The sequence below is a fragment of the Propionicimonas sp. T2.31MG-18 genome (assembly GCF_964266745.1).
Lineage (GTDB): Bacteria > Actinomycetota > Actinomycetes > Propionibacteriales > Propionibacteriaceae > Propionicimonas.
In genome coordinates this window covers 117492-133685 of the sequence record NZ_CAXWGX010000026.1, presented here as the reverse complement: position 1 = coordinate 133685, position 16194 = coordinate 117492, and the positions used below count along the sequence as shown (strand labels likewise).

15 protein-coding genes are annotated in these 16194 nt (G+C 71.8%); 8 read left to right on the top strand and 7 right to left on the bottom strand.

Annotation, left to right across the window (positions count from 1 at the left end; all coding sequences use genetic code 11):
- Nucleotides 1-108: 108 nt before the first annotated feature.
- From ACFQQJ_RS11170 to ACFQQJ_RS11160, 3 genes are all read left to right on the top strand, one after another.
- Nucleotides 109-1809, top strand: coding sequence for an L-lactate permease (locus ACFQQJ_RS11170; protein ID WP_377106503.1), 1701 nt, complete (start codon nucleotides 109-111; stop codon nucleotides 1807-1809).
- Entirely contained in the window at nucleotides 1806-4634 is a 2829-nt protein-coding gene (locus ACFQQJ_RS11165; RefSeq protein ID WP_377106501.1) for an FAD-binding and (Fe-S)-binding domain-containing protein, read from the top strand. The genes ACFQQJ_RS11170 and ACFQQJ_RS11165 overlap by 4 nt, the downstream gene beginning before the upstream one ends.
- Nucleotides 4635-4704: 70 nt before the next feature.
- Nucleotides 4705-5340 (top strand): cysteine hydrolase, encoded by a 636-nt coding sequence (locus ACFQQJ_RS11160; RefSeq protein ID WP_377106499.1) that lies wholly within the window; start codon nucleotides 4705-4707, stop codon nucleotides 5338-5340.
- 147 nt (nucleotides 5341-5487) lie between these two features.
- On the opposite strand, the gene ACFQQJ_RS11155 is transcribed toward ACFQQJ_RS11160, so the two are convergent.
- The 4 genes from ACFQQJ_RS11155 to ACFQQJ_RS11140 all read right to left on the bottom strand — a co-directional run bounded on the left by ACFQQJ_RS11155 (nucleotide 5488) and on the right by ACFQQJ_RS11140 (nucleotide 8550).
- A complete protein-coding gene (locus ACFQQJ_RS11155; RefSeq protein WP_377106498.1) occupies nucleotides 5488-6942 on the bottom strand; it encodes an ATP-binding protein in 1455 nt (484 codons plus the stop codon).
- Entirely contained in the window at nucleotides 6939-7628 is a 690-nt protein-coding gene (locus ACFQQJ_RS11150; protein WP_377106496.1) for a response regulator transcription factor, read from the bottom strand. Before ACFQQJ_RS11150 ends, ACFQQJ_RS11155 begins: the two co-directional genes overlap by 4 nt.
- Before the next feature lie 74 nt (nucleotides 7629-7702).
- A complete protein-coding gene (locus tag ACFQQJ_RS11145; protein WP_377106494.1) occupies nucleotides 7703-8176 on the bottom strand; it encodes a low molecular weight protein-tyrosine-phosphatase in 474 nt (157 codons plus the stop codon).
- Entirely contained in the window at nucleotides 8173-8550 is a 378-nt protein-coding gene (locus ACFQQJ_RS11140) for a phage holin family protein (protein ID WP_377106492.1), read from the bottom strand. Before ACFQQJ_RS11140 ends, ACFQQJ_RS11145 begins: the two co-directional genes overlap by 4 nt.
- A 317-nt stretch (nucleotides 8551-8867) precedes the next feature.
- Between ACFQQJ_RS11140 and argF the strand changes: the two genes are divergently transcribed.
- Entirely contained in the window at nucleotides 8868-9863 is a 996-nt protein-coding gene (argF, locus tag ACFQQJ_RS11135) for an ornithine carbamoyltransferase (RefSeq protein ID WP_377106490.1), read from the top strand.
- A gap of 24 nt (nucleotides 9864-9887) precedes the next feature.
- On the opposite strand, the gene ACFQQJ_RS11130 is transcribed toward argF, so the two are convergent.
- Nucleotides 9888-10796 carry a hypothetical protein gene (locus ACFQQJ_RS11130; RefSeq protein ID WP_377106489.1) on the bottom strand — a complete coding sequence of 303 codons (909 nt, stop codon included), beginning with the start codon at nucleotides 10794-10796 and terminating at the stop codon, nucleotides 9888-9890.
- Between the two features lie 129 nt (nucleotides 10797-10925).
- On the opposite strand from ACFQQJ_RS11130, the gene ACFQQJ_RS11125 reads away from it, so the two are divergent.
- The 3 genes from ACFQQJ_RS11125 to ACFQQJ_RS11115 are packed head-to-tail and all read left to right on the top strand — an operon-like array spanning nucleotide 10926 to nucleotide 13924.
- Nucleotides 10926-11972 (top strand): Gfo/Idh/MocA family protein, encoded by a 1047-nt coding sequence (locus ACFQQJ_RS11125; protein ID WP_377106487.1) that lies wholly within the window; start codon nucleotides 10926-10928, stop codon nucleotides 11970-11972.
- A gap of 60 nt (nucleotides 11973-12032) precedes the next feature.
- Nucleotides 12033-12557 carry a SigE family RNA polymerase sigma factor gene (locus tag ACFQQJ_RS11120; RefSeq protein ID WP_377106485.1) on the top strand — a complete coding sequence of 175 codons (525 nt, stop codon included), beginning with the start codon at nucleotides 12033-12035 and terminating at the stop codon, nucleotides 12555-12557.
- On the top strand, nucleotides 12554-13924 hold the full coding sequence (locus tag ACFQQJ_RS11115; protein ID WP_377106483.1) for a hypothetical protein: 1371 nt from the start codon (nucleotides 12554-12556) through the stop codon (nucleotides 13922-13924). Before ACFQQJ_RS11120 ends, ACFQQJ_RS11115 begins: the two co-directional genes overlap by 4 nt.
- Here ACFQQJ_RS11115 and ACFQQJ_RS11110 read toward each other — a convergent pair whose 3' ends face one another.
- Entirely contained in the window at nucleotides 13925-14542 is a 618-nt protein-coding gene (locus ACFQQJ_RS11110) for an HAD family hydrolase (RefSeq protein WP_377106481.1), read from the bottom strand. It lies immediately after the preceding gene.
- A 65-nt stretch (nucleotides 14543-14607) separates the two neighbouring features.
- Here ACFQQJ_RS11110 and ACFQQJ_RS11105 point away from each other — a divergent pair, with 65 nt between their 5' ends.
- Nucleotides 14608-15216 carry a disulfide bond formation protein DsbA gene (locus ACFQQJ_RS11105; protein WP_377106479.1) on the top strand — a complete coding sequence of 203 codons (609 nt, stop codon included), beginning with the start codon at nucleotides 14608-14610 and terminating at the stop codon, nucleotides 15214-15216.
- Between the two features lie 255 nt (nucleotides 15217-15471).
- On the opposite strand, the gene ACFQQJ_RS11100 is transcribed toward ACFQQJ_RS11105, so the two are convergent.
- Entirely contained in the window at nucleotides 15472-16011 is a 540-nt protein-coding gene (locus ACFQQJ_RS11100; protein ID WP_377106477.1) for a sigma factor-like helix-turn-helix DNA-binding protein, read from the bottom strand.
- Nucleotides 16012-16194 lie beyond the last annotated feature (183 nt).

Below are 16194 nucleotides of genomic sequence, written 5' to 3'. Positions count from 1 at the left end.
TTCCTGCGAGCCGAATCCTAGGGCAACAAACTCACTCCAACCCCTTGCCGAACGAGTCCACTTGTTCGACAATCTTACACGTTGGTCAATCTCAAAGAGGAGATCCCCGTGTTCACTCAACCGCTCGCCCCGATCGCCGGGAGCCTGGCGCTCTCCGCGCTGCTCGCGGCGCTCCCCCTGATACTCCTGTTCCTCCTGCTCGGCGTCTTCAAGGTCAAGGCCTGGCTGTCGGCCCTGATCGGCCTCGCCGCCTCGATCGCAGTGGCCATCATCGGGTGGGGCATGCCGGCCGCGATGGCGTTCAGCGCGACCGCAGAGGGCGCCTTCTACGGCGCCTTCCCGATCATGTGGATCCTCGTCAACGCCATCTGGGTCTACCAGCTGTCGGTGATCACCGGCTGGTTCGAGAGCCTCGGCCAGCTGATCCGCTCGATCTCGGACGACCAGCGCGTCCTGGCGATCCTGATCGCCTTCTGCTTCGGTGCGCTGATGGAGGCGCTCGCCGGCTTCGGTGCACCCGTCGCGATCTCCGCGGCGATGCTGATGGCCGCCGGCATGAAGCCGGTGAAGTCGGCCGTCGTCTCCCTGCTGGCCAACACCGCCCCGGTCGCATTCGGCGCCATGGGCGCCCCGATCATCGCGCTGTCCGGCGCGGTCAGCTCCACCCACCCCGAGCTCACCACCCACGTGCTCTCGCAGATGGCCGGCCGGCAGACCCCGTTCGTCGCCGCGATCGTGCCGCTGGTGCTGGTCTTCCTCGTCGACGGCTGGCGCGGCGTCCGCCAGACCTGGCCGGTGGCCCTGACCGCCGGCGTGGTGTTCGGCATCGCCCAGTTCATCACCGCCAACTACATCACCGTCGAGATCACCGACGTGGTCGCCTCCCTGGTCACCATCGCGGTCGTCCTGGTCATGCTGCGGTTCTGGAAGCCGTCCAACCCGCTGCCGCTGGACCACTCCGTCGTCCCGGACGAGGAGGCCGAGGCGCTGAAGTCCGGCAAGCTCGCCCACTACCCCGAGATCACGGCCACCGGTGCCCGCCGCATCTGGGGCGCGATCGCCCCGTACGCGATCATCATCATCGTGTTCTCGATCAGCCAGATCCCCGCGGTGAAGGCGTGGCTCCTCTCGATCGGGCAGGTGAAGTTCCCCTGGCCGGGCCTCAACGCCGTCGGCGAGGACGGGAAGATGGCCTCGACGGTCCTCAACGCCGCCGGCAAGCCGGTCGCGACGATCTTCACCTTCGACCACCTGCGCGCCACCGGCACCCTGCTGCTGCTGTCGGGCATCATCACCTGCTTCGTCTACAAGGTGAAGGCGAAGGACGCCGTGCAGGCGTACGTGACCACGATCAAGCAGCTGAAGTTCACGATCGTCACCGTGCTCAGCGTCCTCGCCCTCGCCTACGTGATGAACCTGTCCGGCCAGACCGCAAGCCTCGGCAACGCCCTGGCCGCCGTCGGCTCCGCGTTCGCCCTGATGTCGCCGGTGATCGGCTGGGTGGGCGTCGCCATCACCGGCTCGGACACCTCGGCCAACGCGCTGTTCGGCCTGCTCCAGGTGACCGCGGCCGAGAAGGCGGGCCTCAACCCCGTGCTGATGGCCGCGGCCAACTCCTCCGGTGGCGTGATGGGCAAGATGATCTCGCCGCAGAACCTCGCCGTGGCCGCCGCGGCGGTGGGCATGATCCACCGCGAGGGCGACATCTTCCGGAAGGTGGTGCTGTGGAGCCTCGGCCTGCTGGCCTACTTCACGGTCCTGGTCGTCCTCCAGGCCGGCCCGCTGTCCTGGATGGTGCCGACGCCATGACCGGTGTCCTCACCGAGGCCGAACTCACCTCACTGCTGGCCGGTTGCGTGGCCGAGCCCGCTCAGGTGCGGACGCGAGAACTCGATCGCCGGGCACTGGCGCACGACGCGTCCCACTTCCTGCTGCTGCCGTCGGCCGTCGTCGCTCCCCGCGACGCCGACGAGGTCGCCCGGTTGCTCCGGGCGACCGCAGCAGCGGGGATCGGCCTCACCTTCCGCTCCGGCGGTACCAGCCTGTCCGGCCAGGCCGGTACCGACGGAGTCCTGGCCGACGTCCGCCGCAACTTCACCGGCGTCGAGGTGCTGGACGACGGCGCACGGGTGCGGGTGCAGCCCGGCGTCACGGTCAAGCAGCTGAACGCCCGGCTCGCCCGGTACGGACGGAAGTTCGGCCCCGACCCGGCCAGCGAGGCCGCCTGCACCATCGGCGGCGTCGTCGCGAACAACTCCTCCGGCATGGCCTGCGGGACGGTCGAGAACAGCTACCGGACGCTGGAGTCGGTGGTGGTCGTGCTGCCGTCCGGCACCGTCGTCGACACCGGGGCCCCGGACGCGGATGAGAAGCTGCGGACGCTCGAGCCTGCCCTGTACGAGGGCCTGCTCCGGCTGCGCGAGCGGGTGGTGTCCAACCCGGCGTCGGTGGCCAGGATCGCCCAGCAGTTCTCCATGAAGAACACGATGGGCTACGGCGTCAACGCGCTGGTCGACTACGACACCGTGCCCGAGATCCTCGCCCACCTCATCGTCGGCAGCGAGGGGACGCTGGCCTTCGTCGCGTCCGCCACCTTCCGCACGATCCCGCTGCGCACCCACACCTCGTCGGCGCTGCTGGTGTTCGACGACCTGTACGCGGCGAACCGCGCGCTCCCGGGCCTGGTGGCCACCGGAGCCGCCACCCTCGAGCTGATGGACGCCACCTCGCTGCGCGTGGGCCAGTCCTTCCCCAACACCCCGGCGATGATCAAGCAGCTCGACGTGTCGACCCAGGCCGCGCTCCTTCTGGAGTACCAGGCCACCACTGCGGAGGAGCTCGAGCACCTCGCGCACGGCGCGCGTCCCACGCTGGACGACCTGGGCCTCGGCCCGGTCGAGCTCACCCAGGACGAGGCCGTCCGCGGCAAGCTGTGGAAGTTGCGCAAGGGCCTGTACACCTCGGTGGCCGGCGCCCGGACCAGCGGGACGACCGCCCTGCTGGAGGACGTGGTGGTGCCGGTCGCGAAGCTGGCCGACACCTGCGCCGACCTCGCCGTGCTCTTCGAGCGGTACTCCTACCGCGACTCGGTGATCTTCGGGCATGCCAAGGACGGCAACATCCACTTCATGCTCACCGACCGGTTCGAGAACGACGAGCAGATGGCCCGCTACATCGGCTTCACCGAGGACATGGTCGACCTCGTGCTGGCCAACGACGGCTCGCTGAAGGCCGAGCACGGCACCGGTCGCGTGATGTCGCCCTACGTCCGGCGCCAGTACGGCGACGAGCTGTACGAGGTCATGGTCGCGATCAAGGACCTGTTCGATCCCCAGCGCCTGCTGAACGCCGGCACGATCATCACCGACGACCCGGAGCTGCACCTCAAGCACATCAAGCTGCCGCCGACGGTCGAGCCCGAGGTCGACCGCTGCGTGGAGTGCGGCTACTGCGAGCCGGTCTGCCCGTCCCGCGACCTCACCCTCACCCCGCGCCAGCGGATCGCGCTGCGCCGCGAGATCGCCAACGCCGAGGCGGCCGGCGACCATGCCCTCGTCCGGCTCCTCGAGGACGACTACGAGTACGCGGGCGTCCACACCTGCGCTGTCGACGGCATGTGCGGCACCGCCTGCCCGGTGCTCATCAACACCGGGCTGCTGGTGAAGAAGCTGCGGCGCGAGAAGACCACACCGGCGGCCACCAAGGCCGTGTGGACCACCCTCGCCCGGCACTGGAAGGGCACCACGGCGACGTTCTCGACCGTCATGGGGATCACCGACCGGCTGCCCGGCCCGCTGGAGACCGCCCTGGTGGGCGTGAACAGGCTCGGACGGGCGATGCTCGGCACCGACAACGTGCCGCTGTGGTCGGCCGAGCTTCCCGGCGGCGGCCCGTCCCGTGCCCGCCCGGCGCCGAAGGGGGCGCCCGACGCCGTCTACATCCCGGCGTGCGTGAACGTGATGTTCGGCCCGCTGGAAGGCCCCGGCGTCCAGGTGAGCTTCGAGGCACTGTGCGCGAAGGCCGGCCTCACCCTGCTCGTGCCGACGGAGGTCGAGGCCTTGTGCTGCGGTACCCCGTGGTCGAGCAAGGGCATCCCGGACGGCTACGCGGCGATGCGTGAGCGCGTGCTGCCGGTGATCCGGGAGGCGACCGACAACGGCCGGCTGCCGGTGGTGTGCGATGCGTCCAGCTGCACCGAGGGCTTCCGGCACATGCTCGAGACCGACCCCGACCTGCACGTCGAGGTGATCGACGCCGTGGCGTTCGTGGCCGAGCACGTGCTGCCGGTCCTCGGCGAGTACCGCAAGCTCGACTCGCTGACGATCCACCCCACCTGCTCCTCCACCCAGATGGGTCTCAACCCCGACCTGGTGACGGTGTCGCGGGCGGTGGCCGAGACGGTCAACGTCCCGCTGGACTGGGGCTGTTGCGCCTTCGCCGGTGACCGCGGGATGCTGCACCCGGAGCTCACCGCTTCCGCCACCCGGCGGGAGGCGGCAGAGGCCGCGTCCCTGAGCGCCGAGGCCCACGCCAGCTGCAACCGCACCTGTGAGCTCGGCCTCACCCGTGCCACGGGGACGCCGTACCGCCACGTGCTCGAGCTGCTCGCGGAGCAGGCGGGCCTGACCCCCTAGACCACCCCCACTGGAAATGGCGCTGACCACGCCCGGGCCGGACCGGGCCAGCGATATGAGAGGAGCAGCGATGGATCCCAAGACCACCGCCCTTGTCCTGATCGAGTTCCAGAACGACTTCACCAGCGAGGGGGGCACCCTCCACGGGGCCGTCGCCGAGGTGATGGAGTCGACGAAGACCGTCGAGCACGCCCAGGAGGCGGTGGGGGCTGCCCACGCCGCCGGGGCCACCGTCATCCACAGCCCGATCTCGTTCCAGCCGGGCTACTACGAGATCACCCAACACCCGTACGGCATCCTCAAGGGGGTCGTCGACTCGACGTCCTTCGTCAAGGGCACCTGGGGCTGCGAGATCGACGACCGGATGGCGCCCGCCGAGGGCGACATCGTGCTCGAGGGCAAGCGTGGCCTGGACGCCTTCGCCTCCACCAACCTCGACTTCATCCTGCGCAGCAAGGGGATCCGGACGGTGGTCCTGGCCGGCTTCCTGACCAACTGCTGCGTCGAGTCGACCATGCGCTCGGCGTACGAGAAGGGGTTCGAGGTGTACACGCTGACCGACGCCGTCGGCGCCACCTCGCAGGCCGAGCACGCCAACGCGATCACCTACGACTACCCGATGTTCTCCAAGCCGATCGCGACCGCGGACTTCGTGGCCGCGATGTCGGGGGACGCGGTGTCGGCCGACACGTCGCGTGGCTACTGAGGAGTGGACGCACCACCTGAGAGGATGTGCACGCCACCGGAGTCCGACCCCCATCGGATGACCTGGGCATGAACCGGCGGCGGCGGCCGAAACCCCTCCCGGCCGCCGCTGCCCCACACCATCGCCGGGCCGTCGCGAGCGCGACGCTCAGCCCGGCACGCGGGGCAGGACGACCGTCCCTTCGCCGTCGGTGACCTCGGTCGCCTCCTCCGGCGGGATGCTCGACCCGGGCAGCCGGATCGTGAACTCCGCGCCGCCGGACTCCGACCGTCCGGCCTTCACCCAGCCGCCGTGCGCCTTGATCGTCTGCGCAACGATCGACAGGCCGAGCCCCGAGCCGGGGGTGTTCCGGGCCTTGTCGGAGCGGTAGAACCGGTCGAACACGTGCGGCAGGTCGGCCTCGGCGATGCCGGGGCCCTCGTCGCTGATCCGCAGCCGGTCGCCGATCAGGCGCACGGTGACCGTCCCGCCGGGCGGGGAGAACTTCACCGCGTTGTCGAGCAGGTTGGTGATCGCCCGCTCGAGGCTGTCGGGCTCGCCCACGAGGTAGAGCGGCTCGACCTCGACATCGAACGCCAGCCCGGGCCCGCGGCGCCGCGCCCTGGTGACAGAGGAGTTCACGACGTCACGCAGGTCGATCGGTTCGGGGTGAGCCTCCACCTTGTCCTCGCGCGACAGGTGCACCAGGTCGCCGATCAGCTGGGTGAACTCGCCGAGCTGGGCGGCGATGTCGCGCAGGATCTCCCCCCGGGCGCCCGGCGGCAGCATGCCCTGGCGCTCGTCGGCGATGAGGAGTTCGACGTTGGTGCGCAGCGAGGTCAGCGGGGTGCGCAGCTCGTGCCCGGCGTCCGCGATCAGGCGGCGCTGGCGTTCCCGGGAGGACGCCAGGGTGCCCATCATCGTGTTGAACGAGCGCGTCAGGTCGGTGAGCTCGTCCATGCCCCCCAGCTCGATCGGCTCGAGCTGGTCGGTCTCCGTGACGCGGATGACGGCGTCGGTGAGCCGCTGGATCGGCTGCAGGCCGGAGCGGGCGATCACCCAGCCGATGGCGCCGGCGACGAGCACGGCCAGCAGGCCGAACGTGAGCAGCGAGAACGCGAGGATCCGCAGGATCTGGTCGGTCGGCCCCAGCGGGCGTCCGAGCATCAGCGCGTAGTGGTTGGTGCCGTCGGTCAGCGGGATGGCGACGATGCGGTACGGCGTCCCTGCCTGGTCGACGCCGGTGCGCGCCGTCGCACCCATCTGGGTGCGGGCGATCGCCCGCTCGGCCGCCGTCGGCTCCAGCACGGTGGAGGCGCCGGGCGGCGTGATGCGCGCGTTGTCGGAGCGGACCAGCATCATGGTCACGTTCGCGGTCGCGAGCGCGTCGCTGTTGAGCCCGCCCATCGACTCCACGTCGCCACGGATCCAGCTCGCGGTCACCCCGGCGATGTCGAACAGCTCACCGTCGAGCTGGTTGTAGACCGCCACCGTGGTGATGATGTAGGCGGCGATACCGGTGATCGCCACCGCTCCGGCCACGGCCGCCGACACCAGCGCAGCGAGCCGGTCGTGCAGCGGCCGGTTGTTGACGGAGAGGACGGATCGCAGCCAGCGGATCACGGCGGGGTCTCGCGCAGCACGTAGCCGATGCCGCGCACGGTGTGGATCAGCCGGGCCTCGCCCTCACCCTCGGTCTTGCGGCGCAGGTAGCCGATGTAGACCTCGAGGGAGTTGGCGGTCGTCGGGAAGTCGAAGCCCCAGACCTCGTTGAGCAGCCAGCTGCGCTCCAGCACGCGCCGGGGATTCTCCAGGAAGGTCTGGAGCAGGGCGAACTCGGTGCGGGTCAGGCTGATCCGCCGTCCACCGCGGGTCACCTCGCGCGTCTGGAGGTCGAGGCTGAGGTCGGCGAAGGTGAGCACCTCTGCGCCGGCCTCGTCCGTGGTCGGGCGGGCACGACGGGTGAGCGCGCGCAGCCGGGCCTGGAGCTCCTCGAAGGAGAACGGCTTGGCCATGTAGTCGTCGGCGCCGGCGTCCAGGCCGTCGACCCGGTCGCCGACAGCGTCCCTGGCGGTCAGCACGAGGATGGGCACGTCGTTGCCGGAGGCGCGCAGCGAGCGGGTGGTCTCCAGGCCGTCGAGCCGGGGCATCATCACGTCCATGATCACCGCGTCCGGGCGCATCGCCGACAGGCGCGCGAGCGCCTCGATCCCGTCGCTGGCCGTCGTCACCTCCCAGCCGGAGTAGTGGAGCGACCGGGCCAGCGAGTCGCGGACCGCCTGGTCGTCATCGACAACGAGGATGTGCATGGCACCAGCCTGCCATGGACGTGCCGGGCTTGGCTCCGTGCGGCCCGTGTCCGGACCGCGCGCCGCGCCCCCGCTCACCCGCGGACGAGCTCCGCCGCGCGCTTGATCACCTCGGGCATCGCCGCCTCGATCTGCGTCAGGGCGGTGGCGAAGTCCTCGTCGTCGCCGTACCAGGGGTCCTCGATGCCGGAGCCGGGGATCGCGTCGCGGTCGAAGTCGGTCATCAGGTACAGGTTGTGGGCGCCCGGGACGAGCTGGCGCAGCCGGCTGAGGTGCAGCTCCTCCATGCCGATCAGCATGGCAGCCGAGCGGGCCTCGTCCGCGGTGATGCGGTGGGCGGTGAACGGCCCGGGGGCGTACCCGGCCGCCCGGAGCGTGGCGACCGCCCGCGGGTCCATCGGGTTGCCGGCCTCCTCGGCCGAGACGCCGGCGCTTCCGAAGGTGATCCCGGTCAGGCCCTCCCGGGCGGCATGCGCCTCGGCCACGACCTGGGCCATCGGGGAACGGCAGATGTTCCCCCAGCAGACGAACATGATGTCGGCGCTCACCGGTGCTGCTCGCTCCGCTTGAAGAAGGCGTTGAGGACGAAGCTGACGACGGAGACGATCACGGCACCCCAGAACGCCGACCCCCAGTCGGTGACGCTCCACCCCAGCCCGAACTGGCCGGCCGCCCAGGAGACCAGCTCCAGCAGCAGCGCGTTGATGACCAGCAGGAACAGGCCGAGGGACAGGAAGATCAGCGGCGCGGTCACGAACTTGAACAGCGGCTTGATGACGCTGTTCACGACGCCGAAGATCGCCGCCACGATGAGCATCGTGGTGGCGCGGCTCCAGTTGTCTCCGTCGGCCAGCGTGATCCCCGGCAGCAGCCAGGTCGCCACGGCGAGGGCCGCGGCGCTGGCGAGGAATCGGACGAGCATGGCCCCAATGGTACGGCCGCAGCCCCCACACCGACCGTGGGCCCGAATCGGACGCCGCGTCCGCTCGCTCCATCCCTGCCCTCGCCCCCGCGTTTGCTGCCGAGTGCAACGGCCGCTACCGGAATTCCGGCAGCAGGAGTTGCGATCGGCAGCGGGAACAACGGGTGGGACGGGTGGGACGGGGCCGCGCGGGGAGGGGGGACGGGATGGCGCGGTGGGGGGGACTGGAGGGGCGTCCTGCCCACGTTCCCGATCCGGCGGACCGCTGGCCGTCCATTGCTGGCAGAGTTCTCCCATCGATTCGGGACGGAGGCGCGGTGACGGGTTCGCTGACGGGGAGGCACTTCCTCAAGGAGCAGGACTTCACCCCCGGTGAGTGGCGGGCGCTGCTCGACCTCACCGGCGAGCTCAAGGCCGCCCGCGCGGCCGGCACGGAGGTCCAGCGGCTGAGCGGCGCGAACATCGCCCTGATCTTCGAGAAGACGTCCACCCGCACCCGGTCGGCCTTCGAGGTGGCCGCCCACCAGCAGGGCGCGCACGTCACGCAGATGGACGGCAACTCGTCCCAGCTCGGCCACAAGGAGTCGCCGGCCGACACCGCCCGCGTGCTGTCGCGGGTGTTCGACGGCATCGAGTACCGCGGCGCGTGGCAGTCGACGGTGGAGACGATCGCCCGGTACTCCTCCGTCCCGGTCTGGAACGGGCTCACCGACGAGTGGCACCCCACCCAGAGCCTGTGCGACATGTTCACCATGCGCGAGGCCTCCGGCCTCGACGACCACGACATCACCTTCGCCTACGTCGGCGACGCCCGCTTCAACGTGGGCTGCTCGCTGCTGATGGGTGGCGCGCTGCTCGGCATGGACGTGCGTCTGGTCGCGCCGGAGAAGCTGCTGCCCCCGGCCTCCGTGGTGGCCACGGCCCGGCGGATCGCCGAGACCACCGGCGCGCGGATCACGCTCACCGACGACCTCGCCGCGGTGGAGGGCTGCCAGTTCATCCACACCGACATCTGGGTGTCGATGGGCGAACCGGAGAGCGTGTGGACCGAGCGGATCCTGCTGTTGCGCGACTACCAGGTGAACACCGCCCTGCTGGAGCGCACCGGCGTCAGCGACGTGAAGTTCATGCACTGCCTGCCGGCCTACCACAACCGGGAGACCACGGTCGGCGAGGCGATCTACTCCCGCTTCGGGCTGGAGGAGCTCGAGGTGACCGACGAGGTGTTCGAGTCGCCGGCGTCCATCGTGTTCGACCAGGCAGAGAACAGGATGCACTCGATCAAGGCGGTCATGGTGGCCACGCTGGCCTGACCGCCGGCCGGGCCCGCGGACGCGTCAGGCCCGGGGGACGCCGTGCGCGGCCAGGGCGGCCAGGGCACCGTCCGGACGGTCGAGGAACGGCTGGCGCACCACCTGGCGCCCGCAGGTGATCACCAGCGCGCCGAATCGCGGCGGGTCGTCTGCCTCGGGCTCCTCGAGCGACCACGAGGTCATCCCGGCGAACGCGATCGTCTCGATGTTGGACGCGTAGTGGCCCCGCCGCAGCAGGGGGAGCGTGGCGAGGTCGCGGTTCACGATCACCAGGTCGCTGCCGGAGGCGAGCAGCATCATCCCCGCCGAGCGGCGGCGCCACCCGCGCAGGCTGCGGCACAGGCGGCCCGCGTCCTCGACGTGCACCGGGCGGACCGGCTCGTCGGAGGCGGCGTCCAGTTCGGCGGCGACGGCGCGGAAGAAGTGGTCGCCCGGGCGGACGGCGGCCGCGGGCGCCTCGTGCCGGCGCTCGCCCTGCAGCAGGCGGCGGACGAACCGGTCGGCCTGGGCGATGACCGGCAGCGAGACGCTGTTGAACTCGATGTCCATCGAGCCGCCGTCGGCCAACAACACTGACCAGCGGCCCAGCAGCAGGTTGCGGTACAGGTTGGTCGCGACGACGTCGCCGGTGAGGATGTCGCGCCGGGCGACCTCGCGCTCGCCCGCGTCCAGGACGGTGACGCGCTCGTCCCCGATCGCGACCACCGACCGGTAGAGGTCCATGCCGGGACGCACCTGGGCACGGTCGTAGTCGCGGGGAACCTTCAGCAGGAACGGGACGCCGCCCAGCTCGTCCCACCAGGGGCGGAACCGCCGCGGCATGTCGACCGGCTCGGTGACGCGGTCGATCCACGGCCCGAAGCGGTCGTACTCGCGGAGGTCCTCCGGGTCGGCCGCCGCCCGCCAGTCCGCCACACCGCTGCCGGTCCTCATCCGCGCCCTTCCGTCGGGTGCCATGATTCCACGCCCGGGGAGTTCCCGCGGGCGCGTCCGGACGTCGTGGGGGGCGGAAAGCCGCGCGGCCCCTCCCGGTCCGGGGCGTGCGCGAAGTAGGTTGTCGGCATGGCCTTTCCTCACGTCCTGCCGTCGTCCCGTGTGCCCGACCCCGCCGCGGCCCCGCCGCTGAACTGGGGAGTCATCGCTCCGGGTGGCATCGCCCGCCAGTTCGCGTCCGCCGCCCGCCTGTCCACGCGCCAGCGCATCGTCGCGGTCGGCTCCCGGAGCATCGACAACGCGCGCGCGTTCGCCGCCGACTTCGGTGTCACGTCCGCGTACGGGTCCTACGAGCAGCTGGTGGCCGACCCCACGGTCGAGGCGGTGTACGTCGCGTCCCCCCACAGCGAGCACGCCACGCAGGCCCTGCTGGCGATCGAGGCGGGCAAGCACGTCCTGGTGGAGAAGGCATTCACCCGCAACGCCCGCGAGGCGCGCAAGGTGGTGGACGCGGCCCGCCGCCGCGGCGTGGCGCTGATGGAGGCGATGTGGACGCGGTTCCTGCCGCACACCGACGTCGTCCGCCAGCTGCTCGCCGACGGCGCCATCGGCGAGCTGGAGGTATTCGCCGCAGACCACGGGCAGCAGATCCCGCCGGAGCGGGCCTGGCGCCTGCACGACCCGAAGCTCGCCGGCGGCGCGCTGCTCGACCTCGGCGTCTACCCGGTCTCGTTCGCCTCGTTCGTGCTCGGCCGGCCGGGCGCCGTCCTGGCCAGCGGATCGCTCACCGAGACCGGCGTCGACCGGCAGGTGTCGGCGCTGCTCACCCGCTTCGCCGACCACCCCCACGCCCAGGCGCTCGTCAGCTGCACCCTGGCCGCCAAGACGCCGACCACGGCGACGATCAGCGGCAGCCTGGCCCGCATCGAGCTGGACGGCGACTTCTACGCGCCCAACCGCGTGCGGCTGGTGAGCCCGTCCGGGGAGTCCATCACCAGCGAGGCGCCCCCGGTGCTCGGCCACCAGGGCCTGGCCTACGAGGCGGCCCACTTCGCCCAGCTCGTGGCAGACGGCTTCACCGAGTCGCCGCAGCTGCCGCTCGACGAGACGATCGCGATCATGGAGGTGCTCGACGAGATCCGCTCGCAGGTGCGCGTGCGGTACCCCGGGGAGTAGCTGCAACGAACACGGCCGTCCACGCGTGGAGAGTGCGTGACGGTCTGGCAGGGGGTTCTGGTGAGCGAGCCGGCTTCGGTGGTCGCGCCGTCCGCCGTCGACACGTTCGAGGACTACGTCGCGCTGCGGTCGGCGTCCCTGCTGCGGTTCGCGTACCTGATCACGCGGAACACCGACGACGCGCACGACGCCGTGCAGGAGGCGCTCACCGGGCTCTACCCGCGCTGGAAGCAGATCTCCTCCCGCGGTGACGTGGACGCCTACGTGCGCCGCAGCATCGTGAACGCGCACGTGTCCTCGTGGCGCAAGGTGCGCCGGCTGTTCCCGACCGCAGAGCCGGAGGCCTCCGGGCGGGCGCCGTCGGTGCCTGACGCGGCGGACGCGCTGGCGGACGCCGACCAGGCGCTGCGGCTGTGCGGCGAGCTGCCGCCGATGCAGCGGGCCGCGGTCGTGCTGCGCTACTACGAGGACCGGACGTTCGCCGAGATCGCCGACATCCTTGGCTGTCCGGAGGGGACGGCCCGCTCCCACGTCCACCGCGCACTGATCGCGTTGCGCGCCCGCCTGGAGGGGGTGGAGCGGTGAGCGAGGACTTCGACCGCGAGGAGCGCGCCTTCGCCGACGCGTTCCGTGAGGCACTCGCCGCGGAGGCCTTCCGTCCGCTGGACGCCGACGAGATCACCGCGGCCGCGCCGCGGCGCAGAACGGTGGGCCCGTGGGCGAAGGGCCTGGCCGCCGCAGCGGCCGTCGTGGTGGTCGCGCTCGCTGCGGGCGTCGTCCTGCCCCGCCTCGCGGCCGGCGGCACGGCGGCCTCCGGCACCGTGGCGGCCGCCCCGGAGCCGGCCGCAGGCATGGCACCGATGGACGCGGCGGACCGGTCGACGGCCGCCGCGAGCGCGGAGGATGCCGGCGTCGCCGGAGCGGCGCAGGGCTGGATCGACCTCGCGTCCGCACCGCTGTCGCCGCGCTCGTACGCCGCGGGGGCGTGGCTGGCCGGGCGGTTCTACCTGACCGGCGGCCAGCTCGACGCACCGTGCCCGCCGAACGCCAGCTGCGTCGCCCCGAGCAGGCTGCTGCGCGACGGGGCCAGCTACGACCCGGCCACGGGGGAGTGGCGGGCGATCGCGGACGCGCCCGTGTCCGCCTCGGGCGCACCGGTGGCGGTGGGGAGCACCCTCTACTACCAGGTGTGGCGGGACGGCGTGGCCGGGGTGTACGCCTACGACACCGCGGCCGACGCGTGGGCCACGCTGCCGAAGCCCTCGGGTGACGGGGGGCTCGTCGCGGCGGGCGACCGGCTGGTGAGCATCGGGGGCAGCGACGAGCAGTCGACGGCCGTCGACGAGGTCTACGACCCGTCCGCCCGCTCCTGGACGGCGCTGCCCGACGATCCGCTGGGGCCCAGCTTCAACCGCGGCGCGGTGTGGGTGGACGGCCGGCTGCTGCTCCTCGCGCACGACCTGGTGCCGAACCCCGGCGCGGAGGGGCCCTCGCTCGTCCGGTTGGCGTCCTTCGACTTCGCGACCTCCACGTGGCAGCGCCTGCCCGACTCCGGCGTGATCGGCGGCGGAGCGGTCTCCGTGGCGGGACGGGTGGTGCTGCCCGACACCGGCTCGGCCGACGGCGGGGAGGTGGGCAACTGGGGCCGCAGCTACCCGATGGGCGGCATCTACGACCCCGCGTCCGGGGACTGGAGCGCGCTGCCCGCCCTCACCGACGCCGGGGAGGGCGTCCGCCAGGCGTGGTCGAACACGTCCGTGGCCGGTGGGCGGCTGCTCGCGTCCGGCCACCTGCTCGACCCGGTCGCCCGCACCTGGGAACTGCTGTCGCCTCCCCCGCTGGGCAACCTCGAGGGGCAGACGGTCGTCGCCGGCCCGGACGGCGTGCTGGTGTTCGGCGGCTGGGACGGCAGCCGGCAGACCGACCGCCTGGCCCTGCTCCCGCTGGGCTGACTAGGCCGGGTCCCCCGGCAGCGCGCCGCCGCAGACGTCACCGAGCCAGCGGCGCGAGTCGTCGTCGTCGACCCACAGGTGCGCGTCCCAGCCCAGGGCCCGTGCGGCGAGCACGTTCGGCTCGCGGTCGTCGATGAAGGCGATCTCGGACGGTTGCACGCCCAGGTCCGCGGTGACGAGGGCGAACACCCGGGGGTCGGGCTTCACGAAGCCCAGCTCCGCCGAGATGTACACCTTGTCGAACAGGTTCACCCAGTCGGTGTGGCGGATCAGCTTGCCCATGATCAGCGGCGCGTTGCTCAGCAGCGCCGTCCGCACGCCCCAGCCGAAGATGCCGTTGACCAGGTCGAGGGCGGCCGGGCGTGGCTCCAGCCACAGGTCGGCGTCCATGCGGGCGAGCCGGGTGATCAGGTCCCCGCTGGGTGCGACACCCAGGCTCTCGAGGATCGGCTGCCAGTACTCCACGCGGGAGCCGCCCGAGTCGTAAGCCCTGCGTCGCTGCCAGTAGAGCGCCTGGTAGGCGTCCGGCTCCACCCCCAGGAGTCCGGCCGGCGTCCGGTACAGGTCGGGGGGCGACGACAGCACCTGGCCCAGGTCGAAGACCACGAAGCGGATCATCGTTCGAGGGTAGCCCGCCCCGCGGGGGCGGTCGGGTGGTCCCAGAACCCACCTACACTCGCCCGATGGACGCCGCACGCAAGACCATGGACCTCTGGTTCGACCCGCTGTGCCCCTGGGCCTGGATGACCTCGCGCTGGGCGCTGGAGGTCTCGCGGGTGCGTGAGGTGGACGTCGTGTTCCACGTGATGAGCCTCTCCGTGCTGAACGATGGCCGCGATCTCTCCCCCGGCTACCGGGCGTTGATGGACCGGTCGTGGGCGGGGGCGAGGGTGGCGCTGGCCGTACAGCAGCAGTACCCCGCCCAGCTCGGGAGCTTCTACACCGCGCTGGGGACCCGCATCCACCTGCGCGGCGAGCCCAACGTCCACGCGACGCACGCGGCGGCCCTGGCCGAGGTGGGGTTACCGGTGCAGCTCGCGGACGCGGGCGCGTCCGGGGACAACGACGACGCGCTGCGCGCGGCGCAGGCGGAGGTGACCTCAGCCGTCGGCGACGAGGTCGGCACCCCGGTGATCCGGGTGGACGGCATGAGCCTGTTCGGACCGGTGATCTCGCCGGCCCCCAACGGCGAGGAGGCCGGCCGCCTGTGGGACGGCTTCGTCAACGTCCTGGCCTACCCCGGCTTCTTCGAGCTCAAGCGCACGAGGACCGTCGGCCCGATCTTCGACTGATCACCTCGCCAGCACCTTGGCGGCCGCCCTTCACCAACGTCCCTTCTCGACTGAGGGCCAGCCTTCCCGCGCGAGGGCCAGCCTTCCCGCGCGAGCGCCAGCCTTCTGGCCGAGGGCCACGACACAGGGGCTGGCCCTCGGCGACAAGGCTGGTCCTCGGCGGAGCGTGCGGGGGCCGGGGCCCCGTGGCGCGGTTACGGCCGGGGGGACGTCGGAGCGCGACATGGACGCCGGACGACGGACGGCCCGTCCTGGCTACCGGGCGGAACCGCCCTCGAACCGGCGGTGGACGCCGGGCTTGATGCTGCGGATCGTGTCCTCGATGTCGCTGATGGCGAGGTCGGGGTGCGTGCGGGACAGCTTGGAAAGGTAGCGGGTGCCCGCGTGGGCGAGCCGCTCGCGGACCGCCTCGCGGGTGCTCCCGACGACCTCGGCGGCCTCGTCGTCGTCCAGGTCGTCCCAGAACCGCAGCTGGATGAGCTCGCGATCGCGCTGGCGCAGGTTGCTCAGCGCCACCAGGAAGTCGTCCGCGGGGTTGCGGCGTGGTCGCGACATCGTGGCGCCGACGCGCAGCCGGTCGAGCACGCTCATGCCGTCGGAGAAGCGCTGGTAGCTGGCGAACACGACCGCCTCGATGGCCTTGTACAGGTCCTTCAGGGTGTGGTCCTTGCGCGGGTCGAGGCGTGCGAAGACCTCATCGGCCATCGCGTCCGGCTCGGCCAGGCCCATCGCACGCCACTCGCAGGCCGTCACCACCAGGGTGCGGTAGCGGGCTGCCAGGGCTTCCACGTTCACAGGGACAACTTATCCCCGCCGCGGCCCCCGTCCCCACTCCGGGAGGGCGGCCGAACGCCCGCTGTTGTCCACAGATCCTCGCCCGACCGCTGACTGCGGCGAGGTGCGTCCCCTACGATCGCCCAATCGCCGGTCCGCGCCTGCCCACCACCCCCGGTCCAGCCGCACCGGCGCGAGGGGGTC

What these genes read in the sequence shown, in the direction of transcription:
- ACFQQJ_RS11165 (WP_377106501.1), top strand. Translation starts at nt 1,806, where the DNA reads ATGACCGGTGTCCTCACCGAGGCCGAACTCACCTCACTGCTGGCCGGT.
- ACFQQJ_RS11160 (WP_377106499.1), top strand. Translation starts at nt 4,705, where the DNA reads ATGGATCCCAAGACCACCGCCCTTGTCCTGATCGAGTTCCAGAACGAC.
- ACFQQJ_RS11150 (WP_377106496.1), bottom strand. Translation starts at nt 7,628, where the DNA reads ATGCACATCCTCGTTGTCGATGACGACCAGGCGGTCCGCGACTCGCTG.
- ACFQQJ_RS11140 (WP_377106492.1), bottom strand. Translation starts at nt 8,550, where the DNA reads ATGCTCGTCCGATTCCTCGCCAGCGCCGCGGCCCTCGCCGTGGCGACC.
- ACFQQJ_RS11130 (WP_377106489.1), bottom strand. Translation starts at nt 10,796, where the DNA reads ATGAGGACCGGCAGCGGTGTGGCGGACTGGCGGGCGGCGGCCGACCCG.
- ACFQQJ_RS11125 (WP_377106487.1), top strand. Translation starts at nt 10,926, where the DNA reads ATGGCCTTTCCTCACGTCCTGCCGTCGTCCCGTGTGCCCGACCCCGCC.
- ACFQQJ_RS11110 (WP_377106481.1), bottom strand. Translation starts at nt 14,542, where the DNA reads ATGATCCGCTTCGTGGTCTTCGACCTGGGCCAGGTGCTGTCGTCGCCC.
- ACFQQJ_RS11105 (WP_377106479.1), top strand. Translation starts at nt 14,608, where the DNA reads ATGGACGCCGCACGCAAGACCATGGACCTCTGGTTCGACCCGCTGTGC.